Genomic DNA, 24,670 nt, shown 5'->3' on the forward strand with positions numbered 1-24,670 from the left:
GCCCCAGGTCATCGACCTGGGGCTTCGTTCAAGAGCGGATGACGGGAATCGAACCCGCGCTATAAGCTCACCGGCCCTACTGGCACGTTGTGCACGCGGCCTGGGTGGGGTGCGGAGACGGGGGCGAACCTGCACCGCACCGGCGTCGAACGAAGGGGCCGTGCCGGCGCCGAGGGCAACCGGCGCACGACCTGACCGGCGCCAGGCTCGGCAGGGCCGGAAGCCGTTCGGAGGAATGCAAGATCGTTTCGCCTTCATCCATGCGTGTCATGCAGGGATGCGAGCCCGATGACCGGGCAGAGATGGCCACGGCAACCCTCCCACCAGCAGAAAGACCCGTTGATGCGTCTTCGCTCCGCCTTCACCGCCGTTCTCGGTGCCGCGCTGCTCCTCGCCGCTGTCCCTGCCTCTGCTTCCGCCGCTTCGGGGCAGTTCCGCTACGACTACGTGACCGTCGAGGGCTATGAGGCGACCGGCTTCCTGAACGACCCGGCCAGCGGTGAGTGCCTGAATCTCCCCGGCGTCGGCCAGGAGAATCCCGAACCCGGCCATTCGCCGAAGAACCGCACCGACGCCTATGCGACGGTCTTCACCGAGCCCGGCTGCCAAGGCGACTCCTTCACCCTCCGCCCGCACACCGGCGGGGCCTCGGAACGTCTGAAGGTGCGGTCCGTCGTCTTCGGCTGACGAGCCGCCAGGTCCGGGGCGCGGTCGCGCCCCGGACCTTCCCGGGCCGTGCTCCGAGCGGGAACTCGCCCCACCGCACTCTCGTGAGCGACGGCGATTCGGCCCTCTTCCGCCATGACCGAGGTTCCACGCCGTGAGGGCTGGGCGCCGGGTCCGCGGGGAGGGGCAGGCCGTCGGCACCTTTCCCGTACTCGGTCGTTGCAACGAGCACGGACAGCGCCCGCGTCGCCGTCGGGCCGTCAGGCACCCCGTACCCGAAGGAGAACGACCCGATGGACAACCCCACCGACCTGCGCTACACCGACGATCACGAGTGGATTCGCCTGAACGGGTCCACCGCACGCGTCGGCATCACGGATCACGCTCAGAAGCAGCTCGGCGACATCGTCTTCTTCGAGGCTCCGCAGCTCGGCAAGAGCCTCGACGCGGGGGAGGAGTTCGGCGCCGTGGAGTCGGTCAAGGCGTGGAACTCGTTGTACATGCCCGTGACTGGCGAGGTGGTCCGGGTGAACGACGCCGCGAAGGACTCTCCGGAGCTGCTCAACGAGGAACCGTACGGCGACGGTTGGCTCATCGAGATCAGGTGTCGTGACAGTGCTGCCGTGGACAAGCTGATGACCGCGCAGCAGTACGAGGCGTACATCACCCCCGAGGAGTGACACGGCGGTCGGTGGACTCGCCGTCGGCCCGCCCCTCCAGGCATCTGCCACGAGGGGCGGACCGTCTTCGTGGCGCGTTGGTACGTCCGGTCACCCGCCCTGCCCGAGGTCGGTGGCCTCGGTGCGGATGCGGTCCCATGCGTGACGGATGTGGTCCTCGGTGGTGGCGGTGCCGCCCGCGGCCAGGCGGAGGGTGAAGCGTCCGGCTACCTCCGTACTGCTGAGGAACAGGTCGCCGGTGGCGTTGAGTCGTCGCAGAAGAAGGGCGTTGGCCGCGTCGTCCGCGCGCAGACGGAAGCAGACGAGTCCGAACGGGTGCGGGGCGGCGACTTCGAACCGCTCGTCCCCTCGGACCATCTCCGCGAACAGACGGGCGTGTTCGATGCCCTGGCGCAGGTGGGCGCGCAGGCCCTCGGCTCCGTACCAGCGCAGGGTGAACCACAGCTTCAGCGCCCGGAAGGGGTGACCGAGGGGGACCTGCCAGTCCCGGTAGTCGGGCGCCTTTCGTGCGTCGTCCGTGACGTCACGCAGATAGCTTGGGGCCGTGTTCAGTGCCTGGGTGACCACTGTGGGGTCGGCGAACCACATGGGGCTGCACTCGAACCCCGTGAGCAGCCACTTGTGCGTGTTGACGCTGTAGCTGTCGGCGTGTTCGAGGCCGCTGTTGATCCAGCGCATTTCCCGGCAGATCGCGGCGACGCCCGCGTAGGCGCCGTCGACGTGCAGCCACAGGTCGTGGTCCCGGCAGATGTCGCCGATGGCCGGCAGTGGGTCGATCGCGGTGGTGGACGTGGTCCCGATCGTCGCGATCACGGCGACCGGCACCAGCCCCGCGGAGAGGTCGGCCTCGATCGCCCGCCGCAGCCCGTCCGGCCGCAGCGCCCGCGTGTGCGGGTCGACGTCGAGGTGGCGCAACTGGAGGTCTCCCAGGCCGCACAGGCGGGCGGCCTTCAGCGCCGAGCAGTTGGCCTCGGTCGATGTGTAGACGGTGTAGCGGGAGCCGCTTCCGTGGTCGCGCCACCGGTCACCGGCGCGGCGCCACAGGGCAGCGGCCAGCGCGACCACCATGGCCGACGACGCGGTGTCCTGGATGACTCCGCCGCCGCCGAAGCGGTCCGGCAGCCCCATCAGATCGGCCAGCCAGTCCATGACGCGCTGTTCGAGCTCGGTGGCGGCCGGACTGGTGGCCCAGGTCATGCCCTGGGTGTTCAGGCCGGCGGTGAGCATCTGCGCCAGCACCGCCGGTCCCGAGGTGGTCATGGGGAAGAACCCGAGGAAGCCCGGGTGCTGCCAATGCGCCAGGCCCGGCACGATCAGCCGGTCGAAGTCCTCCAGGAGCGACTCGAACTCCTCGCCCGTCGCGGGGGCTTGGGGCGGCAGGCGGTCGGCGATCTGACCGGGGGTGACCGGTGGCGTCACGGGACGGTCGGGCAGTCCCTCCCAGTAGGCGGCGATCCAGTCGACCGCGAGGTGACCCCAGTGCCGGAACTCGTCCGCCGACATGTGACGGGCGCCGGCCTCCATGCCGTCCGCCGACCGTGGCGTCGGGACGCTGGTGTCGACGCCTGAGGGGGCGGATCCGCCGGGAAGGTCCATGGGTCACTCCGTGGTGCGCGGGTAGGGCAGAGCGTGAGGGAAGCGGGCACGGTACGCGGCCCGGTGCTCAGGATCATCGGCGAGGAAGACGCCGTCGGAGCGGACCATGCGCCGCAGCGCCAGCAGCGGCAACGGGCTGCTCAGCGGACGGAAGGCCGGGTTGCGCACGCCGGGGGCGGACGGCGGACCGTCGTGGAACTCGCCGATCATCAGCCCCTGCCGCACCAGGGAGGGCTTCAGGAGCCGCTGGGCGCCCTCGATGACGGGGGCCCACTCGCGCGCCGGCAGAGCCGGAAAACCCACCAGCAGGGCGTGATCGGACGCCTCCCCACAACGACGTTCGAACCACTGTACGTAGGGCTGCATGACCATGGTCATGTCCTGAGGACCACCCACGGGGTGGGGCCACAGCACGCCGTACAGCGCCCCTTGCTCCATGGCGCGCCGGGTGTACGGGCAGACCGGTCCGCGACGGCCGAGGTCGGGGTGCGGGCGGCACAGGTAATCGCGTACCCACTCCTCGAGGACTCGCCACGAGCCGTCCACGGCCGCGGCCCCCGGGCAACCGCCCAGGGGCCGCGGGGCACACCACCGGTCAGCCTTCACCGAACTCGTCATGGGGTTCGTCGCTGATGTAGAAGCTCACCGCGGACGCGACGACTTCATCGACGCTGACCGCACCGTCGCCGTCGGTGTCGACGCGCCTCGCCTGCACCGGCGCCCCTGCCTCGGTGGCACCCATGGCGCGCAGCATGCGCGTCCACTCGGCCAGGTCCACCCTTCCGTCGCCGTCCACGTCCGCGACGGCCACGACTGCCTCGGCCCACGGCCGGATGACGTCGGTGAAGCCGTCAGGGTTGCCCCGCAGCCGGGAACCCGCCGCTCCGATGAACTCCTCGCGGGTCAGCACTCCGTCGTCGTCGGTGTCGGCCGCCTCGGCGAGCCCCGCGAAGTAGTGACGGGCACCGGCCATCAGCGCCTTGCCCTTGGCGGACGCCTCGGACAGCTCGTACCGCTCCAGAATCCGGCGAGCCATCGCCTCAAGGTCGCCGACGGTGATCGTGCCGTCGTGGTCGAGATCGAACGTGGCGAACCGAGCCGCCAGCTTCCTTCCGTAGACGTCGCTGTCCAACAGGGTCATGGCAACCTCCAGAGCCAGCCGGGAAGCGGGCCGGATCGGGCGGAACCGGTCCGTAAGTTCTGACGCATGGTAGTCAGTTGAGTGCGCTCCGTGTGTACCGCCGGATGGTCACATCTCGGTGGTCGGTGATCCATTGCCTCGCTCCGGCGACCTGGCCGCTCCTGGCGATCGGCGCCCCCGCAGGCGGAGACGGGCGCGCTTGCGGTTTCGGACGCGCTTGAATTCATTTCGGGCCGCGCATCGTGCGTGGATCCATGGTCGTAGTGTGTAGCTGACGGGGTTGGTGGGTGATCACTCCCAAGGAATTGACCCAGCCCGCCGTGCGCGCTTTCGTCACGGCTCTCGTGGACCAGGACGCCGCCGCCTTCCGCGACGCCGTCGCCCCGGGTTTCACCTTCTCCTCCGGGAAGGATTCCGGTGGCGCGGACGCCTTCCAGTCCGCCCACCGCACGGTCGTCCTCCATGAACAGAGCGCGGACGGCCTGACCGTCACCGGAATCGCCGCCCGCAAGGGTGAGAACGTCAACGTACGGGCTTCGGGTGAGAGCCCGGCGTGGGCTTCGCGGGCGAAGGCGGTGTCATTCGGACTCCGCGAGAATCTGGTCAGCCGGCTCGGGAAGGGTCGGCGCAGGGTGTACTCCTGCCGGCGGCGCGGCGACTCGGCCGGCTGGGCGGCGATGACCGCGAGCAGGGGGCGTCGAGGACGGTCGCGAGAAGGGCTCCGTCCTTCGGGGCGGGTCCACGCAGGATCGCCTTCACCCTCGCTTCCGACTCCGCCCAGCGGCGCACGAGCGAGATGACGCGGATCACTCCCTGCGCGTCTCGGTATGCGAAAGCGCTCGACGCCGAGTGGTCGCCGGTTGCGCGTTCAGGCTCAATCCGATGACCCGTTACGGCACTTATGGCAAGCGAATGGCACGCTGACCCCGAGAGGTCTAGACAACAAACAAGCCCCAGGTCGCTGACCTGGGGCTTTGTCGTGGAGCGGATGACGGGAATCGAACCCGCGCTATAAGCTTGGGAAGCTCATGTTCTACCATTAAACTACATCCGCATCGCGGCCTGTTGATCAGTACCGCAGACTCGGACACTGTACCCCATCCGCCAGGTGTGACGGGTGACTCCGGGACGGAGTGCCGCCTGGAGGCCTGTCCCGTTCATCCCCTAATGTGGCTCTCTCGTCCACCACTTGTCGGGGAAGGGACTTGATGGGTTCGATGAAGCGCACCGTCGTCCGTTGTGCCGAAGGGCACGTGTTCAGTACTGCCTCGTTCCCGTTGCAGCAGCTCGGGGCCGGGCGGATCGGGCCAGGGCGGCTCGTGCGGTGTCCGCGGTGTGCGCGGTTGCGGCATGCGGTGCCCGTGGAGCTCGAGCAGCGCTGATGGCGGCACAGGCGCGGAGTCTGCCCGATTGGGGCAGGTCCGCGCCCTCTGCGTATCGTGGGGGCGTGCTTCTCTCAGACAAGGACATCCGGGCCGAGATCGATGCCGGACGGGTGCGTATCGACCCGTACGACGAATCCATGGTGCAGCCCTCGAGCATCGACGTGAGGCTTGACCGCTTCTTCCGGGTGTTCGAGAACCACCGCTACCCCCACATCGACCCCGCCGTCGAGCAGCTCGACCTGACGCGCGAGGTCGAGCCGGAGGGCGACGAGGCGTTCATCCTCCACCCCGGTGAGTTCGTGCTCGCCTCGACCTACGAGGTCATCAGCCTCCCCGACGACATCGCGTCGCGGCTGGAGGGCAAGAGCTCCCTCGGACGGCTCGGGCTCGTCACGCACTCCACCGCCGGGTTCATCGACCCCGGCTTCTCGGGGCACGTGACCCTGGAGCTGTCGAACCTCGCCACCCTTCCCATCAAGCTGTGGCCGGGAATGAAGATCGGCCAGCTGTGCCTGTTCCGGCTCAGCTCGCCCGCCGAGTTCCCCTACGGGAGCGAGCGGTACGGGTCCAGGTACCAGGGCCAGCGTGGACCGACCGCCTCCCGTTCCTTCCTGAACTTCCATCGGACCCAGGTGTGACGGCAATGAGTGACGTACGGGAGAACCTCACCTACGAGGGCTTCGGGCGCGCGATCCGCGAGCTCGCGCAGACCATCGCCGACGACGGCTACGAGCCCGACATCGTGCTCTCCATCGCGCGCGGCGGTGTCTTCGTCGCCGGCGGCCTGGCCTACGCCCTCGACTGCAAGAACATCCACCTGGTCAACGTGGAGTTCTACACCGGGGTCGGGACCACGCTCGAGATGCCCGTCATGCTCGCGCCCGTCCCGAACGCCATCGACTTCAGCGACAAGAAGGTGCTGATCGCCGACGACGTCGCCGACACCGGCAAGACGCTCAAGCTGGTCCACGACTTCTGCGTCGACCACGTCGCCGAGGTCCGCTCCGCCGTCGTCTACGAGAAGTCGCACTCCCTCGTGAAGTGCGAGTACGTGTGGAAGAAGACCGACGAGTGGATCAACTTCCCCTGGTCCGTCGAGCCGCCCGTCGTCCGCCGCGAGGGCCAGGTCCTCGACGCCTGACCCTCCCGGATCCACGAGAAGGCCCCCAGCCGCGTCCTGCGGCTGGGGGCCTTCTCCGTACGGGCCTTTACGGGGTGCCCCTTACGGGGTGCCCTACAGCATGCCCAGCTTGATCAGCGAAAGCAGTGCCACCAGCTGGATCGCCGACGCGCCCAGCGCCTTCGGCCACGGCAGGTCGTGCGAGCGGCTCACCATCATCGTGAACAGCGCGCCCGCCGCCAGCCAGGTCAGCCAGCCGAGGATCTGCACCAGGCCGTTCTCGCCGCCCAGGAAGAGCGCGAAGAGCAGCCGGGGCGCGTCCGTGATCGACATGATCAGCATCGACAGGCCCACCGTCGGCTGCCAGGAGCCGCTGCCGCCGAGCTGGCGGGCCAGCGTGTGCGTCACCGCGCCCAGGATCAGGCCGGCCACGACGAAGCCCACGCCCGTCATCAGGACGTACGGGATCGCCGTCGACAGCGTCGCGTTGATCGCCTCTTCGCGCGCCTTGTCGAAGCCGAAGATCGCCAGCAGGCCGTAGAGGAACGTGACGGTCAGCGCCGGGCCCCACACCGCGTGGTCCCGCATCTGCAGGAACGTCGGGCCCGGGCGGAGCACGATGCCGCTCAGCAGGGCCTTCCAGGGCAGCCGCGGGCCCGACGGGGCGGCGGCGGTACGCGCGTCGTACGTCGCCGCGTCGCCGTAGGGGTCCTCGTTCACGCTGAACATCTGCGTGTGCCCCGGCGTGTTCGCCGCGTAGTGCTGCTGCGGGTGGTGCTGCTGCTGCGCTCCGTGCGGGTCCCCGAAGTACTCCGGCTCCCCGTAACCGCCGCCGCCCTGCTGCGGGGCCTGCTGCGGCCACTGCTGCTGCGGGTGGGGCGGCGGGGCCGCGTTGTACCCGTACGGCGCCTGCTGCGGTTGTTGTTGCGGGGGGCGGTTGTCCCGGCCGCGTCCGTTCCTGAATCCAGCCACGTCATCGAACGTACCCGTTCCCGCTGCGACTCCGCGCCTCCGCCCCTGAGCTGCCACTGAGCTGTGACATCCCCTAGGGGGCCCGGGGGGAGGCGTCGGGGCCCTCCCGGGGGCCCGTGACGCCAGAAGGCCGCCCCGCTGCATGCGCGCGGGGCGGCCTCTTCCTGCGTACGCGATACCGCTACTCGGCCGACACCGGTTCCGGCTCGTCCGCCTGGGCGTCCTCCGGCTTCGTCTTCACCGAGTCGAGCAGCAGCTGCGCCACGTCCACGACCTGCACGGACTCCTTCGCCTTGCCCTCGTTCTTCTTGCCGTTGACCGAGTCGGTCAGCATGACCAGGCAGAACGGGCAGGCGGTGGAGACGATGTCCGGATTGAGGGACAGGGCCTCGTCGACGCGCTCGTTGTTGATGCGCTTGCCGATCCGCTCCTCCATCCACATCCGCGCGCCGCCGGCGCCGCAGCAGAAGCCGCGCTCCTTGTGGCGGTGCATCTCCTGCTGGCGCAGGCCCGGGACGGCGGACATGATCTCGCGCGGCGGCGTGTAGACCTTGTTGTGGCGGCCCAGGTAGCAGGGGTCGTGGTACGTGATCAGACCGTCGACCGGCGTCACCGGGATCAGCCTGCCCTCGTCGATGAGGTGCTGGAGCAGCTGCGTGTGGTGGATGACCTCGAACTCGCCGCCCAGCTGCGGGTACTCGTTCGCGATCGTGTTGAAGCAGTGCGGGCAGGTCGCGACGATCTTCTTCGCCGACTTGGGCTTACGGGTCGACTCGTCCTCGTCGTCCTCGCCGAACGCCATGTTCAGCATCGCGACGTTCTCCTGGCCCAGCTGCTGGAAGAGCGGCTCGTTGCCGAGGCGGCGCGGCGAGTCGCCGGTGCACTTCTCCTCGCCGCCCATGATGGCGAACGAGACGCCCGCCATGTGCAGCAGCTCGGCGAAGGCCTTCGTCGTCTTCTTGGCCCGGTCCTCCAGGGCGCCCGCGCAGCCGACCCAGTACAGGTAGTCGACCTCGGTGAGGTCCTCGACGTCCTTGCCGACGATCGGGACCTCGAAGTCGACCTCCTTGGTCCACTCGACGCGCTGCTTCTTCGCCAGGCCCCAGGGGTTGCCCTTCTTCTCCAGGTTCTTGAGCATCGTGCCGGCCTCCGAGGGGAAGGCGGACTCGATCATCACCTGGTAGCGGCGCATGTCGACGATGTGGTCGATGTGCTCGATGTCGACCGGGCACTGCTCGACACAGGCGCCGCAGGTGGTGCAGGACCACAGGACGTCCGGGTCGATGACGCCGTTCTCCTCGGCGGTGCCGATCAGCGGACGCTCGGCCTCCGCGAGGGCGGACGCCGGGACGTCGGCGAGGGCCTCGGCCGACGCCTTCTCCTCGCCCTCCATGTCCTTGCCGCCGCCCGCGAGCAGGTACGGCGCCTTGGCGTGCGCGTGGTCGCGCAGCGACATGATCAGCAGCTTGGGGGAGAGCGGCTTGCCCGTGTTCCAGGCGGGGCACTGCGACTGGCAGCGGCCGCACTCGGTGCAGGTGGAGAAGTCGAGGATGCCCTTCCAGGAGAACTGCTCGACCTGGGAGACACCGAAGACGGCGTCCTCGGCCGGGTCCTCCCAGTCGATCTCCTGGCCGCCCGTCGTCATCGGCTGGAGCGCGCCCAGCGCGGTGGAGCCGTCGGCGTTCCGCTTGAACCAGATGTTCGGGAAGCCGAGGAAGCGGTGCCAGGCCACACCCATGTTGGTGTTGAGCGAGACCGTGATCATCCAGGTGAAGGACGTGATGATCTTGAGCGCCGCGACGGCGTACGTGAGCTGCTGGATCGTCCCCAGGTCGAGCCCGTCGAGCAGCGCGATCAGCGGGTACGAGGCGAAGAAGCCGGGCTCCCAGCTCGTCACGTGGTGCTGGACGCCTTCGAGCGCCCGCAGCGTCATGATGCAGAGGCCGACGATGAGGATGACGGCCTCGACGAAGTACGCCTGGCCGGTCTTCGAACCCGCGAAGCGCGACTTGCGGCCCGCCTTGGTCGGCTTGCTGAGCTGCCGGATCACGATCAGGGTCACGATGCCCAGGACCGTCATCAGACCGAGGAACTCGGTGAAGATCTCGTACGGCAGCCAGTCGCCGATGATCGGGATCAGCCAGTCGGCCTGGAAGAGCTGGCCGAAGGCGTTGACGATCGTCAGCAGCAGCGAGAAGAAGCCCACCGCCACGAACCAGTGCGCCACGCCGACGACGCCCCAGCGGTTCATCCGCGTGTGGCCGAGGAACTCCTTGACCAGCGTGATGGTGCGCTGCTTGGGATCGCCGGTGCGCGTGCCCGCGGGCACGGGCTGACCGAGCTTCACGAAGCGGTAGATCTGCGCGGTGGCGCGGCCGAACAGCGCGACGGCCACCACCGTGATGGCGATCGACACGATGATCGCGGCGAGTTGCATGAGGGGCTCCTCGGGCGGGCCTGCGAGGCGGAGTGCCGACACCGTCGAGTGTGGCACTACTAAGCGGTAACTTATTCAGTCCGTGCTGAGATTACCGCCTCACGGCGCCGCCCTGTAGCGGCGCCTGCGGTGATCTGTGTCGCTCAGGCAAGCCTTGCCGAGGGCCGTACCGCGCGACGCCTGCGGACTGCTGGAAGCGTACGCGCCAGGATGGCCAGGTCCATTCCGAGCCAGTGATGGTCCACATAGTGGAGATCGAGCAGCTCGCGCTCCTCCCAGGGCAGCTCCGACCGGCCGCTGATCTGCCACAGCCCGGTCATGCCGGGCCGCACCGAGAGCCGGCGGCGGGACTCGCCGACGCACTCGCGGTGCCCGGGCGTGAGCGGGCACGGGCCGACCAGGGACATCTCCCCCCGTACGACGTGCAGCAGCAGCGGCAGTCCGGCCAGCGGGCTCTTCGTGCGGAACGTGCACATGGTGAAGGCCCGCCCGCCCCGGCCCGCGACGGTGCGGCGGCGCAGCACCCCGCCCGCGCCGGCCGTCGCGAGTGCGAGGGAGAGGGCGACGGCGGCGAGCAGGGGGGAGAGGACGGCCAGCAGGGCGAGTCCGCCGAAGAGGTCGAGTGCGCGCTTGGCCGTCATGACGCTTCCCCACACCCTTTCGAGTGACGTTCATGGGATATTCGTGGGATATGCCCGGTACTCCCGCTTTGCCCGGCAGGGGTTTCCCGGACTCTCTCACGGGTGAGGGGTCCACATCGGGCAATGACGCGCCATCGGCGGCCCTTTGAGCGCCTCTCAGGGCGAAGAGTTGAGTCGCCTCCGCTCAGGTCTGTTGACGCACTCGGCGTCGTCGTGCATCCTTGAGTCAGATCCACTCAAGTCAGTCAGCTGGAGGAATTGAAATGGCACGTGCGGTCGGCATCGACCTGGGCACGACTAACTCCGTCGTCAGCGTTCTGGAAGGCGGCGAGCCCACCGTCATCACCAACGCCGAGGGCGCCAGGACCACGCCGTCCGTCGTCGCCTTCGCGAAGAACGGTGAGGTGCTGGTCGGCGAGGTCGCCAAGCGCCAGGCGGTCACCAACGTCGACAGGACCATCCGGTCGGTCAAGCGCCACATGGGCACCGACTGGAAGATCGAGATCGACGGCAAGAACTTCAACCCGCAGCAGATGAGCGCCTTCATCCTGCAGAAGCTGAAGCGCGACGCCGAGGCGTACCTGGGCGAGAAGGTCGTCGACGCGGTCATCACCGTCCCGGCGTACTTCAACGACTCCGAGCGTCAGGCCACCAAGGAGGCCGGTGAGATCGCGGGCCTCAACGTCCTGCGCATCGTCAACGAGCCGACCGCGGCCGCCCTGGCGTACGGCCTGGACAAGGACGACCAGACGATCCTCGTCTTCGACCTCGGTGGCGGCACCTTCGACGTGTCGCTCCTGGAGATCGGTGACGGCGTCGTCGAGGTGAAGGCCACCAACGGTGACAACCACCTCGGTGGTGACGACTGGGACCAGCGCGTCGTCGACTACCTGGTGAAGCAGTTCGCCAACGGCCACGGCGTCGACCTGGCCAAGGACAAGATGGCTCTCCAGCGTCTCCGCGAGGCCGCGGAGAAGGCGAAGATCGAGCTGTCGTCCTCCACCGAGACGTCGATCAACCTGCCGTACATCACCGCCTCCGCCGAGGGTCCGCTGCACCTGGAGGAGAAGCTCACCCGGGCGCAGTTCCAGCAGCTGACGGCCGACCTTCTGGAGCGCTGCAAGACGCCGTTCCACAACGTCATCAAGGACGCGGGCATCCAGCTCTCCGAGATCGACCACGTCGTTCTCGTCGGTGGCTCCACCCGTATGCCGGCCGTCGCCGAGCTCGTCAAGGAGCTGACCGGTGGCCAGGAGGCCAACAAGGGCGTGAACCCGGACGAGGTCGTCGCCATCGGCGCCGCCCTGCAGGCCGGTGTGCTCAAGGGTGAGGTCAAGGACGTCCTGCTCCTCGACGTGACCCCGCTGTCGCTTGGTATCGAGACCAAGGGCGGCATCATGACCAAGCTCATCGAGCGCAACACCACGATCCCGACCAAGCGGTCCGAGATCTTCACGACGGCCGAGGACAACCAGCCGTCGGTGCAGATCCAGGTCTACCAGGGCGAGCGCGAGATCGCGGCGTACAACAAGAAGCTCGGCATGTTCGAGCTGACGGGTCTGCCGCCGGCCCCGCGTGGCGTCCCGCAGATCGAGGTCGCCTTCGACATCGACGCCAACGGCATCATGCACGTGACCGCGAAGGACCTGGGCACGGGCAAGGAGCAGAAGATGACCGTCACCGGTGGCTCCTCGCTGCCGAAGGACGAGGTCGACCGGATGCGCCAGGAGGCCGAGCAGTACGCGGACGAGGACCACCGTCGCCGCGAGGCCGCCGAGTCCCGCAACCAGGGCGAGCAGCTCGTCTACCAGACGGAGAAGTTCCTCAAGGACAACGAGGACAAGGTCCCCGGTGAGGTCAAGACCGAGGTCGAGACCGCCGTCGCCGAGCTGAAGGAGAAGCTCAAGGGCGAGGACACCGCGGAGATCCGTACGGCCACCGAGAAGGTCGCGGCCGTCTCCCAGAAGCTCGGCCAGGCCATGTACGCCGACGCCCAGGCCGCGCAGGCCGCCGGCGGCGAGGCCCCGCAGGGCGAGGCCAAGGCCGACGACGACGTCGTCGACGCGGAGATCGTCGACGACGAGAAGCCCGGGGACGCGAAGGGCGGCGCTGCCTGATGACGGAGGAGACCCCGGGCTTCGAGGAGAAGCCCGACGTCCCCTCCGGCGCCGACGACGCCGCCGAAGCCGCCGAGACCCCCTCCGAGGAGGGCTCGGCGGTCCCGGCCGGGGACGCCGCACAGACGGCCGGCCTGACGGCGCAGCTGGACCAGCTCCGCAGCGCGCTCGGTGAGCGCACCGCGGACCTCCAGCGGCTCCAGGCCGAATACCAGAACTACCGCCGACGGGTGGAGCGTGACCGGGTCACCGTCAAGGAGATCGCGATCGCGGGCCTCCTGACGGAGCTGCTGCCCGTGCTCGACGACGTCGGCCGGGCCCGTGACCACGGCGAGCTCGTGGGCGGGTTCAAGTCGGTCGCCGAATCGCTGGAGACCGTCGTCGCCAAGATGGGTCTGCAGCAGTTCGGCAAGGAGGGCGAGCCCTTCGACCCGACGATCCACGAGGCCCTGATGCACAGTTACGCGCCGGACGTCACCGAGACGACCTGCGTGGCGATCCTGCAGCCGGGGTACCGGATCGGCGAGCGGACCATCCGGCCCGCGCGCGTGGCGGTGGCCGAGCCCCAGCCCGGGGCGACGCCGGCCGCGAAGGAAGAGAAGTCGGCAGACGAGGAGAGCGGTGGCCCCGAAGAGGGCTAGCGCGAAGATCGTCCGAGAGGAGGGACGTCGATGAGCACGAAGGACTTCGTCGAGAAGGACTACTACAAGGTTCTCGGCGTCCCCAAGGACGCCACCGACGCCGAGATCAAGAAGGCGTACCGGAAGCTCGCCCGCGAGAACCACCCGGACGCCAACAAGAACGACACGAGCGCGGAGGCGCGCTTCAAGGAGATCTCCGAGGCGAACGACGTCCTCGGCGACCCCAAGAAGCGCAAGGAGTACGACGACGCCCGCGCGCTCTTCGGCAACGGAGGCTTCCGTGCCGGAGGCCCGGGCGGCGGCGGCAACTTCAACTTCGACCTGGGCGACCTCTTCGGCGGCGCCCAGGGGCCCGGCGGAGCGGGCGGGGCGGGCGGCTTCGGCGGCGGCCTCGGCGACGTCTTCGGCGGGCTGTTCAACCGGGGCGCGGGCGGCGGCGCGGGTCCGCGTACGCAGCCGCGCCGCGGCCAGGACATCGAGTCCGAGGTGACGCTCAGCTTCACCGAGGCCGTGGACGGCGCGACGGTGCCGTTGCGGATGTCCTCCCAGGCGCCCTGCAAGGCCTGTTCGGGCACCGGCGACAAGAACGGCACGCCCCGCGTGTGCCCGACGTGCGTCGGCACCGGCCAGGTCTCGCGCGGTAGCGGCGGCGGCTTCTCGCTGACCGACCCGTGCGTGGACTGCAAGGGCCGCGGCCTGATCGCCGAGACCCCCTGCGAGGTCTGCAAGGGCAGCGGCCGGGCCAAGTCCTCCCGCACGATGCAGGTCCGCATCCCCGCCGGCGTCTCCGACGGGCAGCGGATCCGGCTCCGCGGCAAGGGCGCTCCTGGCGAGCGCGGCGGTCCCCACGGCGATCTGTACGTCGTGGTCCACGTCGACGCCCACCCGGTCTTCGGCCGCAAGGACGACAACCTGACCGTCACCGTGCCCGTCACCTTCGACGAGGCGGCCCTCGGTGGCGAGATCAAGGTGCCCACGCTGGGCGGTCCCGCGGTCACCCTGAAGCTGCCGGCCGGGACCCCCAACGGCCGGACGATGCGCGCCCGCGGCAAGGGCGCGGTCCGCAAGGACGGGACGCGCGGCGATCTGCTGGTGACGGTGGAGGTCGCGGTGCCCAAGGAGCTCGACGACAAGGCCCGTGAGGCCCTTGAGACCTACCGTGAGGCGACGGCGGGCGAGGACCCCAGGGCAGAGTTGTTCCAGGCCGCGAAGGGAGCGTGACCCGATGGACATCAGACCGGGACGCAGCCGCAATCCGTACGAACTGACCGACGAGACGCCGGTGTACGTCATCTCGGTGGCGGCTCAGCTGTCGGGCCTGCACCCGCAGACCCTGCGGCAGTACGACCGCCTCGGTCTGGTCTCCCCCGACCGGACGGCCGGGCGCGGCCGGCGGTACTCGGCCCGTGACATCGAACTGCTCCGCACGGTGCAGGCGCTGTCGCAGGACGAGGGCATCAACCTCGCGGGCATCAAGCGCATCATCGAGCTGGAGAACCAGGTCACCGCGCTCCAGCAGCGCGTCGCCGAGCTGTCGGCGGCCGTGGAGGGCGCGGCGTCGGCGATGCGCCAGCGCGAGGCCCAGGTGCACGCCTCGTACCGGCGCGACCTGGTGCCGTATCAGGACGTGCAGCAGGCGAGCGCGCTGGTGGTCTGGCGCCCGAAGCGCTCCGGCGAGTAGCCGGAGCCGTTCCCCGTACGACGAAGCCCCCCACGCCAGCCGCGCGGGGGGCTTCGCCGTGCCGGGCCTTCGCCGTGCCGGGCCTTCGTCGAGCCGGCTACCGGCTCGGCGAACCGAAGTCATCGCCGCACGGGCTCGGTTCGGCCCCGTCTCACGGGATGAGTTCGGCGACGATGTTCGTCGCCGTGTCCCACCAGGGCGCCGCCCCCGTGCCGAAGGCGGCGGCGAGCGCGGTGCCGACGGCCCGGTCCAGCGGTTCGGGTGCGGTGCCGGCCGCCCAGTCGGGGTCGACCGTGCCGTCCCCGGTGGACTGGAGGGTGCCCAGCGGGCGTCCGTCGCGCAGCAGCCGGCTCTCGGCGTACGAGCAGGGCACGAGCCGGTAGCGGGCGCCGGCGACCCGGGCGTCGACGCGGTACGAGCGCCGCAGCAGCCGCCCTCTGCCGGGCCGGATGCGCGCGGGCGCGCCGTCGACGGTGAGGGCGAGGCGTCCGGCGGCGCGGGTGCCGATCGGGATCAGCGGGTCGGGCTCGTCACCGGGGGCGCGGACCAGCTCCACGGTGGGCAGTCCGTAGCCGGAGACGCGCAGGGTTCCGGCGGGGCCGTCGAGGTCGATCTGTACGTACAAGGTCAGTGTTCCTGCTCCAGAAGACCGGACTGGGCGATGAGGTACCCGAGTTGGGCGCGGCTGCCGCTGCCGAGTGCGGAGGCGAGCTTGGCGATGTGGGCGCGGCAGGTCCGGACGTTCATGCCGAGCCGGCGGGCGATGGCCTCGTCGACGTGTCCCTCGACGAGGAGGTTGGCGATGGAGCGCTGGATGCCGCTGATGCCGTCCAGCGGCGGCTGGTAGGTGACCGGGTTCTCCAGCGGGGTCGCCTGGAGCCAGAACTGCTCGAAGACGCCGACGAGATACTCCACGAGGCCGGTGTGGCGCAGCTCCAGGGCGACCTGGCGGTCCCGGCTCGCGGGCACGAAGGCGACCTTGCGGTCCACGATGATGAGCCGGTCGATGATCTCCTCGAGGGTGCGGACCTCGACCTCGGGGCCGATGCGCTCCAGATAGGCCAGGGTGATCGGCTGGTGCCGGGCCGTGTGCTGGTAGAGCGTGCGCATGCGGATGCCCCGGCCGAGGAGCGGCCGGACGCGGCGGAGGGCCTCGCCGAAGGTGGTGGCGCTGCGGCCGCTGCCGGGCTGCACGGTCAGCAGCTCCGAGGAGCATTCGGCCACCACCCGGTCCAGGGAGGTGTTGATCCTCGTGAGGCCCTCCAGGACGGTGATCGCGTGCGTGGTCGAGGGGTCCTGGACACTGACGTTCATGAATGGCTCGAACGCGTCGGAGAGTTCGATGCTGAGCCGTCTACGCTCCTGGATCTCCTTCTCGATCGGGAGCAGGAGCCGGGCCAGGGCGGCCGAGGGGGGAACCGGCCGGAGCCACTGCACGTCGTCGGGGTCGGGCCGCAGGAGGTCGAGGTCCATCAGGCAGGGCGTGGACTCGATGTCCGACCGGGCGATACGTCCCGTTCGCAGGGCCTCTTTATAGACCCGTGTGCCCGCTTCGCACAGCTCGGCGTGCGTATGAGGATGCCCCGTTTTATCCGGTTCTATTCGCATATGTACACCCCCAGGCTTTTCCGATACAGGAACATGATGCATTGAGCCAGTGGTGGAAACGTGAGGAGTGAGCCATCGTCGTGCCTGCGGGGGAGCAGGAGATACACACCAAGTGAGGTTGCTCGGTCATGGCCAAGAAGCTCATACGCACCGTAGTTGGTGTCGCGTTCATAGCTGCTGCCGCGGTCGGCGCGGTGGCGGCCAGTGGGGACCCGGGCTGGGGGGTCGTTCCGCAGCAGGTCGTCGCCAAGGCGAGTGACCCGGGCTGGGGCGCCATCGCGGCGAGTGACCCGGGCTGGGGCGTCGCGCCCGCAGCCGTCTCCGACCCTGGTTGGGGGTCCGTGGGGGCATGACGGTTCCCGAAGATCCTCGATTCCGGCGTGAGATGGCGGCTGCCTACCGCTCGGGGTGGCATTTCATCGACCTCGTCACAGCCGTGCCGCACGGTGGCGATTCGTTGATGGTCACCCTCTTCGGTGAGCCCATCATCATCAGGCGTGGAGACGATGAGGATATTCGCGCCTACCGATGTCTCCGGAAGCCACGTGGCGCCCCGCAGCCCGTCCGCTGTGCCATCCGGTACGGCATGATTTTCGTCAATCTCGACCAGCGTGACCACCAGCTCGTCGAGGCAGAGACCATCACCGCCACCCCCCGCAGTGCCTGAGTGGTTCCCCCGTCGTTGTAGACCGCTCAGGTACTTCCCCCACACAGCGGCGCCATCGCGGACCTGAAACGCGATGGCGCCGTTGTGCTGCCCCCGTAACCCCGACGCGGGGCCCACCGGGCCGGCGCCTCAGGCGCGCCCCATCGCGCGGGTCAGCGCGATCTCGATGACCACCCGGTCGGGGTTCGGCGCCGGGACCCGGCCGTAGCGCGCCGCGTAGCGGTCCACCGCGTCCGCGACGACGGCCGACTCGGTACGGATGTGGGCCACGCCCTCCAGCGTCGCCCAGCGGCCCTTGTCCACCTGGCAGACCGCCACCCGCGCGCCCTTCGCGCCCGCCGCCAGGACGTTGGCGACCTTGTGGCTGTGCTTGTTGGTGATGACCCGGGCGATGCCGTTCTCGCCGCCCTCGGGGTCGTACGTCACGCCCACCGCCACCACGTGCGGCGTACCGTCCGCGCGGGGGGTCGTCAGGGTGCACATGTGGTACTCGCGCCAGAAGCTGAGATACGAGTCGTCCGGGTTCCGCGGGTCAGTCGCCATGCCCGGAACCTACCCGTGGCAGAGCCATGTGCGACACCTTGAGCGGAATAGACTCAACTTTGTGTACGCTGGATGAGTCATAGGACGACTCAGCGGACGCCGAGGAGGAGACAGCGCACGTGGACGCCGAACTGACCAACAGGAGCCGGGACGCGATCAACGCGGCGAGCAGCCGCGCCGTGTCAGGGGGGCACGCCGACCTGACCCCCGCCCACCTTCTGCTCGCCCTCCTCGCGGGCCAGGACAACGAGAACATCGTGGACCTGCTCGCCGCCGTCGACGCCGACCAGGCCGCTGTACGGTCCGGAGCGGAGCGGCTGCTGGCCGCCCTGCCCAGCGTGACCGGATCCACGGTCGCGCCCCCGCAGCCCAACCGTGAGCTGCTCGCCGTCATCGCCGACGCCGACAAGCGCGCCAAGGAGCTCGGGGACGACTACCTCTCCACCGAGCACCTGCTCATGGGGATCGCGGCCAAGGGCGGACAGGCCGGCGAGGTACTGGCCCGGCAGGGGGCCGATACGAAGAGGCTGCTGGACGCGTTCGAGAAGAGCAGGGGAGGACGCCGGGTGACCACACCCGACCCGGAGGGTCAGTACAAGGCACTGGAGAAGTTCGGTACGGACTTCACGGCCGCCGCGCGCGAGGGCAAGCTCGACCCGGTCATCGGGCGCGACCAGGAGATCCGGCGTGTCGTCCAGGTCCTCTCCCGCCGCACCAAGAACAACCCGGTCCTCATCGGAGAGCCCGGCGTCGGCAAGACCGCCGTCGTCGAGGGGCTCGCCCAGCGGATCGTGAAGGGCGACGTCCCCGAGTCCCTGCGGAACAAGCGGCTCGTCTCGCTCGACCTCGGCGCGATGGTCGCGGGCGCCAAGTACCGCGGCGAGTTCGAGGAGCGCCTGAAGACCGTCCTCTCCGAGATCAAGGCCAGCGACGGCCAGATCATCACCTTCATCGACGAGCTGCACACCGTCGTCGGCGCGGGCGCCGGCGGCGACTCCGCCATGGACGCCGGCAACATGCTGAAGCCGATGCTGGCCCGCGGCGAGCTGCGCATGGTCGGCGCGACGACCCTGGACGAGTACCGCGAGCGGATCGAGAAGGACCCCGCCCTGGAGCGCCGCTTCCAGCAGGTCCTGGTCGCCGAGCCGAGCGTCGAGGACACCATCGCGATCCTGCGCGGGCTCAAGGGCCGGTACGAGGCCCACCACAAGGTCCAGATCGCCGACTCGGCGCTGGTGGCCGCCGCCACCCTCTCCGACCGGTACATCACCTCCCGCTTCCTGCCCGACAAGGCCATCGACCTCGTCGACGAGGCCGCCTCCCGGCTCCGTATGGAGATCGACTCCTCGCCCCTGGAGATCGACGAGCTCCAGCGCTCCGTGGACCGGCTGCGCATGGAGGAGCTCGCCCTCAAGAACGAGACCGACGAGGCGAGCAGGCAGCGCCTGGAGAAGCTCCGCCGCGACCTCGCCGACCGCGAGGAGGAACTGCGCGGGCTGACCGCCCGCTGGGAGAAGGAGAAGCAGTCCCTCAACCGCGTCGGTGAGCTCAAGGAGCAGCTCGACGAACTGCGCGGCCGCGCCGAGCGCGCCCAGCGCGACGGCGACTTCGACACCGCCTCCCAGCTGCTCTACGGCGAGATCCCGGCCCTGGAGCGCGAGCTGGAGGAGGCGTCCGAGGCCGAGCAGGAGGTCTCCAAGGACACCATGGTCAAGGAGGAGGTCGGCCCCGACGACATCGCGGACGTGGTCGGCGCCTGGACCGGCATCCCCGCGGGCCGCCTCCTGGAGGGCGAGACCCAGAAGCTGCTGCGCATGGAGGACGAGCTCGGCAAGCGGCTGATCGGCCAGACCGAGGCCGTCCGGGCCGTCTCCGACGCCGTGCGCCGCACCCGCGCCGGCATCGCCGACCCCGACCGCCCCACCGGCTCCTTCCTCTTCCTCGGTCCCACGGGTGTCGGCAAGACCGAGCTGGCGAAGGCGCTCGCGGACTTCCTCTTCGACGACGAGCGGGCCATGATCCGCATCGACATGTCGGAGTACGGCGAGAAGCACTCCGTCGCCCGGCTCGTCGGCGCGCCTCCCGGCTACGTCGGCTACGAGGAGGGCGGCCAGCTCACGGAGGCGGTGCGCCGCCGGCCGTACAGCGTGGTGCTGCTCGACGAGGTGGAGAAGGCCCACCCGGAGGTCTTCGACATCCTGCTCCAGGTCCTCGACGACGGGCGGCTCACCGACGGCCAGGGCCGGACGGTGGACTTCCGCAACACCATCCTGGTCCTGACCTCGAACCTGGGCAGTCAGTACCTGGTCGAGCCCCAGACCTCCGAGGAGGAGAAGAAGCGGCAGGTCATGGAGGTCGTCCGGGCGAGCTTCAAGCCGGAGTTCCTCAACCGGCTCGACGACCTGGTGGTCTTCTCGGCCCTCGACAAGGCCGAGCTCGGCCGGATCGCCCAGCTCCAGATCGACCGGCTCGCGCGGCGCCTCGCCGAGCGCCGGCTGACCCTCGAGGTCACCCCGGAGGCGCTGGCCTGGCTGGCGGAGGAGGGAAACGACCCGGCGTACGGCGCCCGCCCGCTGCGGCGGCTGATCCAGACCGCGATCGGCGACCGGCTCGCCAAGGAGATCCTCGCGGGCGAGGTCCGCGACGGCGACACGGTCCGGGTCGACCGCTTCGAGGACGGCCTGATCGTGGGCGCGGCGCAGTAGGCCGTAGGGATCAGGCGGCCCGTAGGGGCCGGCGCCCGCAGCGGCCAGGCGCCCGCAGTGGTCAAGCGCCCGCAGTGTTCAAGCGCCCGCAGTGGTCAAGCGCCCGCAGTGGTCAGGCGCCCCAGGCCCTGAGGTGTACGAGGGCGGTGTCACCGTCCTCGTACACCACGCCCACCTCCACGAAGAGGGCCTCGTCGAAGGAGATCTCCGAGCAGGCGCTGATCCCGTGGTCGCAGGTCGAGTCCGGTTCCCGGTCCGGATAGACGGCCGCGAGCCACGGCTCGTACGCGGCGCGCTCCATCCGGAACTCCACGGTGACGTACGTGTCCTGCCAGTGGGCCGCCGTGCACCGGGGCTCCTCGGCGCCGGACGGCAGCGACCCGCGGGCGAAGTCCATCGCCTCGGCGCAGTCGACCGGCTTCGCGTCGCCCGTCGCGTCCCAGGCCATCGCGCCCCACACCAGCAGGGCGAGCGGGCCCCCGCACAGGACCGTGACGAGTGCGCTCACCCAGATCCAGGTCGACAGGCGCGGCCGTACCGGCGCCACTTTCTTCCCCGTGAATTCCCCCATGTGCCGAGAGTTTGTCAGCCCGCAGCGGATCGCGGCAGACGGGGCTTGCGCCGGACCGCCCGGCATGGGGGAGGATGGCGGCAACCGTACGAAGGGATATTCACGGTGAGCATCGACCCGTCCTCGATTCCGAATTTCGGGGGCCAGCCCCAGCCTCAGGCCGCAGGACCGGCGGGCCCCGTCGTCCCCGACCAGGACCTGGTCAAGCAGCTCCTCGACCAGATGGAGCTGAAGTACGTCGTCGACGACGAGGGTGACCTCGCGGCGCCGTGGGAGGAATTCCGCACGTACTTCATGTTCCGCGGCGAGGAGGACCAGCGTGTCTTCTCGGTGCGGACGTTCTACGACCGCCCGCACTCGGCGGACGACCGTTCCAGGATTCTCGACGCGATCGACGACTGGAACCGCCGCACCCTGTGGCCCAAGGTCTACACGCACCTGCACGAGGAGGAGGACGGCTCCGCCACCCTCCGCCTCATCGGCGAGGCGCAGATGCTGATCGGCACCGGCGTCGCGCTGGAGCACTTCGTGTCCTCCACCGTCAGCTGGGTCCGCGCCTCGATCGAGTTCGACAAGTGGCTCGTCGAGCAGTTCGGCCTGGAGACCCCCGAGGACAAGGAGACCGGCGGCGAGTAGCCCCCGGCCCCCTCACAGGGCCATGCGCGCGAGCGTCAGCGCGTAGGCACCGAAGCTGAACGACAGCCCGGCCAGGGCCGCGATCACCACGATCGCCGCCCTCGGCCGGGCTTTCGTCAGTGCCTGGGCCAGCGGGAGGAGCAGCGGGAACGCGGGCAGCAGGAAACGCGGCTTGGACTCGAAGAACCCGGAGCCGCCGACGGTGATCACCACCAGGACGGCCGTGTAGACCAGGACCGGCAGCGGCGGCCGCTCCACCAGGACGAGCAGCGCGAAGAGCAGCACGCCCGCGCCCGTGAAGAGCAGCGCCGTCGCGAAGCCGAACTGCGTCGGCCCCCGCAGCATGTCCCGGACGAAGACCAGCGCGCCCTTCCCGAGGTCGAAGCGGGAGGTCCAGCCGTCCTGGACGGCGAAGTAGCCGCCGAGCAGGTCGCCGCGCCGCGCGCCCACCCAGAGCAGGTACGAGAGCCAGCCGAGCGGCGCGAGACCGGCCCCCACCCACACCCGCGCGCCGACCCGGCCGCGCCGCCGCCACAGCTCGTACGCCGCCGCCGCACCGACCGCCGCCGCGATGGCGATCCCGTTGGGCCGGGACAGTCCGGCGAGCGCGGCCAGGGCGCCCGCCCACAGCCAGCGGTGGGTGAGCAGCGCGTAGAGCGACCAGGCGGCCAGGGCCGTCATCAGCGGCTCGGTGTACGCCATCGACAGCACGATCGAGTGCGGCAGCACGCCCCAGAGCAGCACGAGCACGACGGCGGTGGACCGGCTGTAGAGCCGCTCGCCGATCAGGTAGATCCCCCAGGCCGCCACGCCGGCCGACAGCCAGGACAGCAGCAGCCCGGCGGTGCCGCCCGTGACGGGCAGGACGGTCGTGACGGCCCGGATCAGACCCGGGTAGAGCGGGAAGAAGGCCAGGTCGGACTGGATGAGCCCGTCCTGCCAGTGGAGCGTGTGGCCGTAGCCGTGCGCGGCGATCCGGGAGTACCAGCCGGAGTCCCAGGACGTGGCGAGCAGGGCCCGGGGCGAGCGCCCGAGGTGCCAGGACCAGGCCGCGAGGACCAGCATCCCGGTCAGCCGCGCGGCGGCGAAGAGGCCGAGCGCGGGCGCGGCCCGGTGCAGCGAGGCCCGCCAGCGCGGGACGCTCCGGACGGCGGCGGTCGACGCCGGGCGGTCGAGAGTCTCGGCGGACAGGGTGCACCTCCGTGCGCACGGGAACCGGGGTCAGCCCGACAAATCGGTCTACCCGACAATCGGCGTGCCACGGAGGGGGCGCGCGCGACCGTGCGACCCACCCGAGTGAAAAAACCCCGCGAGGAGCGCCACGCAAAACTGTCCTGGGCCGATCTGACCACCGCGCCGTCAGGCTCGATGCCGCTGCACCGCGCGCCGTAGCCTGACGGCACACGGAAGGGGCCGTCCATGAGCGTCGACGCGATCGTGCACACCGATTTACCCAAGGGGTACACGGTCCTGTTCGGGGCCGACGGGCAAGTACGGCACGGGCAAGCTTCCCATTCCGCTGGCCGACGGCCGCCCCTTCACCCTCGACCTCGACGAGCTGCCGCGTCCCCAGCCTGAGGCGAACGCCCGCTGACGGAGGATCCGACGGTGCGGCGGTTCCTCGGCGCTGACGCAGGGGCCCCCTCCGCCTACCCCGTCAGGCCCTTCAGGTTCTGGAGGCGGTCGACGGCCTCCTGGAGGACGTCGACGCCCTTGCAGAAGGCGAAGCGGACGAAGGGCGCGCCCGCCTCCCGGTCGTCGTAGAAGACCGCGTTGGGGATGGCGACCACGCCCGCGCGCTCGGGCAGCGCCCGGCAGAAGGCGAAGCCGTCGGACTCGCCCAGCGGGCGGATGTCGGTGGTGACGAAGTAGGTCCCGGCCGGCCGGTACACCTCGAACCCCGCCCGCGCCAGCCCGTCGCTCAGCAGGTCCCGCTTGACGCGCAGGTCCTCCCGGACGGCGTCGAAGTACGTGTCCGGCAGCCGGAGCGCCTCGGCGACGGCGTACTGGAACGGGCCGGAGGCCACATAGGTGAGGAACTGTTTGGCGGACCGGACGGCGGCCGTCAGCTCCGGGCTCGCGGTGAGCCAGCCGACCTTCCAGCCCGTGAACGAGAACGTCTTGCCCGCCGAGCCGATGGTGACCGTGCGCTCCCGCATCCCCGGCAGGCTCGCGATCGGCACGTGCTCGGCGCCGTCGAAGACCAGGTGCTCGTAGACCTCGTCGGTCACGACGAGCAGATCGCGGGCGACGGCGAGCTCGGCGATCGCGGTCAGCTCGGCGCGGGTGAGGACGGTGCCGGTGGGGTTGTGCGGGGTGTTGAGCAGGATCAGCCGCGTCCGGTCGGTGACGGCGGCGCGCAGTTCGTCCAGGTCGAGGTGGTAGGCGCCGTCGCTCGGCCGGAGGGTGACGGGTACGCGCGTGCCGCCGGCCATCGCGATGCAGGCGGCGTACGAGTCGTAGTACGGCTCCAGGGCGATCACCTCGTCGCCGGGCTCGACGAGCGCGAGCAGCGAGGCCGCGACGGCCTCGGTGGCGCCCACCGTGACGAGGACCTCGACGTCGGGGTCGTAGGCCAGGCCGTACCGCTTCAGCTGGTGCTCGGCGACGGCGGTGCGCAGTTCGGGTACGCCGGCGCCGGGCGGGTACTGGTTGCCGCGTCCGTCGCGCAGCGCCCGGACGGCGGCCTCGCGGATCTCGTCGGGGCCGTCGGTGTCCGGGAAGCCCTGCCCGAGGTTGATCGCGCCGGTGGTGGCGGCCAGCGCGGACATCTCGGCGAAGATCGTGGTGCCGAACGGAGCGAGCCGGCGGTTGAGCAGCGGTCGTGTCATGCCCGTCATCCTGGGCCGAAGCTCTGGACTTC

General features: G+C 70.0%; 23 protein-coding genes and 1 tRNA gene. 11 read left to right on the plus strand and 13 right to left on the minus strand.

Annotated elements, in window-relative coordinates:
• Positions 1-342 precede the first annotated feature (342 nt).
• A complete protein-coding gene (locus ACIPPS_RS20865; protein WP_401434041.1) occupies positions 343-687 on the plus strand; it encodes a hypothetical protein in 345 nt (114 codons plus the stop codon).
• Positions 688-959: 272 nt separating this feature from the next.
• On the plus strand, positions 960-1,346 hold the full coding sequence (gene gcvH / locus ACIPPS_RS20870; RefSeq protein ID WP_401434044.1) for a glycine cleavage system protein GcvH: 387 nt from the start codon (positions 960-962) through the stop codon (positions 1,344-1,346).
• 90 nt (positions 1,347-1,436) lie between these two features.
• On the opposite strand, the gene ACIPPS_RS20875 is transcribed toward gcvH, so the two are convergent.
• From ACIPPS_RS20875 to ACIPPS_RS20890, 4 genes are all read right to left on the minus strand, one after another.
• The gene (locus ACIPPS_RS20875) at positions 1,437-2,942 is read right to left on the minus strand and encodes a pyridoxal-dependent decarboxylase (protein WP_401434048.1); all 1,506 of its coding nucleotides are present in this window, start codon (positions 2,940-2,942) and stop codon (positions 1,437-1,439) included.
• 3 nt (positions 2,943-2,945) lie between these two features.
• Positions 2,946-3,560 (minus strand): DUF6875 domain-containing protein, encoded by a 615-nt coding sequence (locus ACIPPS_RS20880; protein WP_401434050.1) that lies wholly within the window; start codon positions 3,558-3,560, stop codon positions 2,946-2,948.
• Positions 3,538-4,083: an EF-hand domain-containing protein gene (locus ACIPPS_RS20885; protein ID WP_401434053.1), complete on the minus strand. Its 546-nt coding sequence runs from the start codon at positions 4,081-4,083 to the stop codon at positions 3,538-3,540. The genes ACIPPS_RS20880 and ACIPPS_RS20885 overlap by 23 nt, the downstream gene beginning before the upstream one ends.
• A 980-nt stretch (positions 4,084-5,063) precedes the next feature.
• A tRNA-Gly gene (locus tag ACIPPS_RS20890) sits at positions 5,064-5,137 on the minus strand.
• Positions 5,138-5,530: 393 nt separating this feature from the next.
• Between ACIPPS_RS20890 and dcd the strand changes: the two genes are divergently transcribed.
• Positions 5,531-6,106, plus strand: coding sequence for a dCTP deaminase (dcd, locus tag ACIPPS_RS20895; RefSeq protein WP_188271020.1), 576 nt, complete (start codon positions 5,531-5,533; stop codon positions 6,104-6,106).
• 5 nt (positions 6,107-6,111) lie between these two features.
• Positions 6,112-6,609 (plus strand): phosphoribosyltransferase, encoded by a 498-nt coding sequence (locus ACIPPS_RS20900; RefSeq protein ID WP_383222495.1) that lies wholly within the window; start codon positions 6,112-6,114, stop codon positions 6,607-6,609.
• 93 nt (positions 6,610-6,702) lie between these two features.
• Here ACIPPS_RS20900 and ACIPPS_RS20905 read toward each other — a convergent pair whose 3' ends face one another.
• The 3 genes from ACIPPS_RS20905 to ACIPPS_RS20915 all read right to left on the minus strand — a co-directional run bounded on the left by ACIPPS_RS20905 (position 6,703) and on the right by ACIPPS_RS20915 (position 10,638).
• Positions 6,703-7,560, minus strand: a complete 858-nt coding sequence (locus ACIPPS_RS20905) for a Yip1 family protein (RefSeq protein WP_401434057.1) — start codon at positions 7,558-7,560, stop codon at positions 6,703-6,705.
• Between the two features lie 181 nt (positions 7,561-7,741).
• On the minus strand, positions 7,742-9,997 hold the full coding sequence (locus ACIPPS_RS20910) for a (Fe-S)-binding protein (RefSeq protein WP_401434059.1): 2,256 nt from the start codon (positions 9,995-9,997) through the stop codon (positions 7,742-7,744).
• A 143-nt stretch (positions 9,998-10,140) separates the two neighbouring features.
• Positions 10,141-10,638, minus strand: a complete 498-nt coding sequence (locus ACIPPS_RS20915; protein ID WP_401434061.1) for a sugar transferase — start codon at positions 10,636-10,638, stop codon at positions 10,141-10,143.
• 263 nt (positions 10,639-10,901) lie between these two features.
• Here ACIPPS_RS20915 and dnaK point away from each other — a divergent pair, with 263 nt between their 5' ends.
• The 4 genes from dnaK to ACIPPS_RS20935 are packed head-to-tail and all read left to right on the plus strand — an operon-like array spanning position 10,902 to position 15,077.
• Positions 10,902-12,755 carry a molecular chaperone DnaK gene (gene dnaK, locus ACIPPS_RS20920; RefSeq protein WP_401434064.1) on the plus strand — a complete coding sequence of 618 codons (1,854 nt, stop codon included), beginning with the start codon at positions 10,902-10,904 and terminating at the stop codon, positions 12,753-12,755.
• Positions 12,755-13,396, plus strand: a complete 642-nt coding sequence (grpE, locus tag ACIPPS_RS20925; RefSeq protein WP_401434066.1) for a nucleotide exchange factor GrpE — start codon at positions 12,755-12,757, stop codon at positions 13,394-13,396. The genes dnaK and grpE overlap by 1 nt, the downstream gene beginning before the upstream one ends.
• Positions 13,397-13,426: 30 nt before the next feature.
• On the plus strand, positions 13,427-14,617 hold the full coding sequence (gene dnaJ, locus ACIPPS_RS20930) for a molecular chaperone DnaJ (RefSeq protein WP_401434069.1): 1,191 nt from the start codon (positions 13,427-13,429) through the stop codon (positions 14,615-14,617).
• A gap of 4 nt (positions 14,618-14,621) precedes the next feature.
• Complete coding sequence (locus ACIPPS_RS20935) at positions 14,622-15,077, plus strand: heat shock protein transcriptional repressor HspR (RefSeq protein ID WP_401434071.1); 456 nt, start codon at positions 14,622-14,624, stop codon at positions 15,075-15,077.
• A gap of 151 nt (positions 15,078-15,228) precedes the next feature.
• Here ACIPPS_RS20935 and ACIPPS_RS20940 read toward each other — a convergent pair whose 3' ends face one another.
• Positions 15,229-15,702, minus strand: coding sequence for a hypothetical protein (locus ACIPPS_RS20940; protein WP_401434074.1), 474 nt, complete (start codon positions 15,700-15,702; stop codon positions 15,229-15,231).
• A gap of 2 nt (positions 15,703-15,704) precedes the next feature.
• The gene (locus tag ACIPPS_RS20945; RefSeq protein WP_401434077.1) at positions 15,705-16,685 is read right to left on the minus strand and encodes a helix-turn-helix transcriptional regulator; all 981 of its coding nucleotides are present in this window, start codon (positions 16,683-16,685) and stop codon (positions 15,705-15,707) included.
• Positions 16,686-17,034: 349 nt separating this feature from the next.
• Here ACIPPS_RS20945 and ACIPPS_RS20950 point away from each other — a divergent pair, with 349 nt between their 5' ends.
• Positions 17,035-17,352 (plus strand): (2Fe-2S)-binding protein, encoded by a 318-nt coding sequence (locus ACIPPS_RS20950; protein WP_401434080.1) that lies wholly within the window; start codon positions 17,035-17,037, stop codon positions 17,350-17,352.
• 129 nt (positions 17,353-17,481) lie between these two features.
• Here the strand turns inward: ACIPPS_RS20950 and ACIPPS_RS20955 are convergent, their stop codons facing one another.
• Positions 17,482-17,895, minus strand: coding sequence for a pyridoxamine 5'-phosphate oxidase family protein (locus ACIPPS_RS20955; RefSeq protein ID WP_401434083.1), 414 nt, complete (start codon positions 17,893-17,895; stop codon positions 17,482-17,484).
• A 119-nt stretch (positions 17,896-18,014) separates the two neighbouring features.
• Between ACIPPS_RS20955 and clpB the strand changes: the two genes are divergently transcribed.
• A complete protein-coding gene (gene clpB, locus ACIPPS_RS20960) occupies positions 18,015-20,600 on the plus strand; it encodes an ATP-dependent chaperone ClpB (RefSeq protein WP_401434086.1) in 2,586 nt (861 codons plus the stop codon).
• 112 nt (positions 20,601-20,712) lie between these two features.
• Here the strand turns inward: clpB and ACIPPS_RS20965 are convergent, their stop codons facing one another.
• Complete coding sequence (locus ACIPPS_RS20965; RefSeq protein WP_401434089.1) at positions 20,713-21,171, minus strand: hypothetical protein; 459 nt, start codon at positions 21,169-21,171, stop codon at positions 20,713-20,715.
• A 105-nt stretch (positions 21,172-21,276) separates the two neighbouring features.
• Between ACIPPS_RS20965 and ACIPPS_RS20970 the strand changes: the two genes are divergently transcribed.
• Positions 21,277-21,807, plus strand: coding sequence for a YbjN domain-containing protein (locus ACIPPS_RS20970; RefSeq protein WP_401434091.1), 531 nt, complete (start codon positions 21,277-21,279; stop codon positions 21,805-21,807).
• A gap of 12 nt (positions 21,808-21,819) precedes the next feature.
• Here ACIPPS_RS20970 and ACIPPS_RS20975 read toward each other — a convergent pair whose 3' ends face one another.
• Positions 21,820-22,998 (minus strand): glycosyltransferase family 39 protein, encoded by a 1,179-nt coding sequence (locus ACIPPS_RS20975; protein WP_401434657.1) that lies wholly within the window; start codon positions 22,996-22,998, stop codon positions 21,820-21,822.
• Positions 22,999-23,456: 458 nt separating this feature from the next.
• Positions 23,457-24,647 (minus strand): pyridoxal phosphate-dependent aminotransferase, encoded by a 1,191-nt coding sequence (locus ACIPPS_RS20980; protein ID WP_401434094.1) that lies wholly within the window; start codon positions 24,645-24,647, stop codon positions 23,457-23,459.
• Positions 24,648-24,670: the final 23 nt, after the last annotated feature.

This window comes from Streptomyces sp. NPDC090127 (assembly GCF_044746945.1).
Classification (GTDB): domain Bacteria; phylum Actinomycetota; class Actinomycetes; order Streptomycetales; family Streptomycetaceae; genus Streptomyces.

Coding starts and splice junctions, on each gene's coding strand:
- ACIPPS_RS20865 (WP_401434041.1), top strand. CDS start 343: ATGCGTCTTCGCTCCGCCTTCACCGCCGTTCTCGGTGCCGCGCTGCTC.
- gcvH (WP_401434044.1), top strand. CDS start 960: ATGGACAACCCCACCGACCTGCGCTACACCGACGATCACGAGTGGATT.
- ACIPPS_RS20875 (WP_401434048.1), bottom strand. CDS start 2,942: ATGGACCTTCCCGGCGGATCCGCCCCCTCAGGCGTCGACACCAGCGTC.
- ACIPPS_RS20880 (WP_401434050.1), bottom strand. CDS start 3,560: ATGACGAGTTCGGTGAAGGCTGACCGGTGGTGTGCCCCGCGGCCCCTG.
- ACIPPS_RS20885 (WP_401434053.1), bottom strand. CDS start 4,083: ATGACCCTGTTGGACAGCGACGTCTACGGAAGGAAGCTGGCGGCTCGG.
- ACIPPS_RS20900 (WP_383222495.1), top strand. CDS start 6,112: ATGAGTGACGTACGGGAGAACCTCACCTACGAGGGCTTCGGGCGCGCG.
- ACIPPS_RS20910 (WP_401434059.1), bottom strand. CDS start 9,997: ATGCAACTCGCCGCGATCATCGTGTCGATCGCCATCACGGTGGTGGCC.
- ACIPPS_RS20915 (WP_401434061.1), bottom strand. CDS start 10,638: ATGACGGCCAAGCGCGCACTCGACCTCTTCGGCGGACTCGCCCTGCTG.
- dnaK (WP_401434064.1), top strand. CDS start 10,902: ATGGCACGTGCGGTCGGCATCGACCTGGGCACGACTAACTCCGTCGTC.
- grpE (WP_401434066.1), top strand. CDS start 12,755: ATGACGGAGGAGACCCCGGGCTTCGAGGAGAAGCCCGACGTCCCCTCC.
- dnaJ (WP_401434069.1), top strand. CDS start 13,427: ATGAGCACGAAGGACTTCGTCGAGAAGGACTACTACAAGGTTCTCGGC.
- ACIPPS_RS20935 (WP_401434071.1), top strand. CDS start 14,622: ATGGACATCAGACCGGGACGCAGCCGCAATCCGTACGAACTGACCGAC.
- ACIPPS_RS20945 (WP_401434077.1), bottom strand. CDS start 16,685: ATGCGAATAGAACCGGATAAAACGGGGCATCCTCATACGCACGCCGAG.
- ACIPPS_RS20950 (WP_401434080.1), top strand. CDS start 17,035: ATGACGGTTCCCGAAGATCCTCGATTCCGGCGTGAGATGGCGGCTGCC.
- ACIPPS_RS20955 (WP_401434083.1), bottom strand. CDS start 17,895: ATGGCGACTGACCCGCGGAACCCGGACGACTCGTATCTCAGCTTCTGG.
- ACIPPS_RS20965 (WP_401434089.1), bottom strand. CDS start 21,171: ATGGGGGAATTCACGGGGAAGAAAGTGGCGCCGGTACGGCCGCGCCTG.
- ACIPPS_RS20980 (WP_401434094.1), bottom strand. CDS start 24,647: ATGACGGGCATGACACGACCGCTGCTCAACCGCCGGCTCGCTCCGTTC.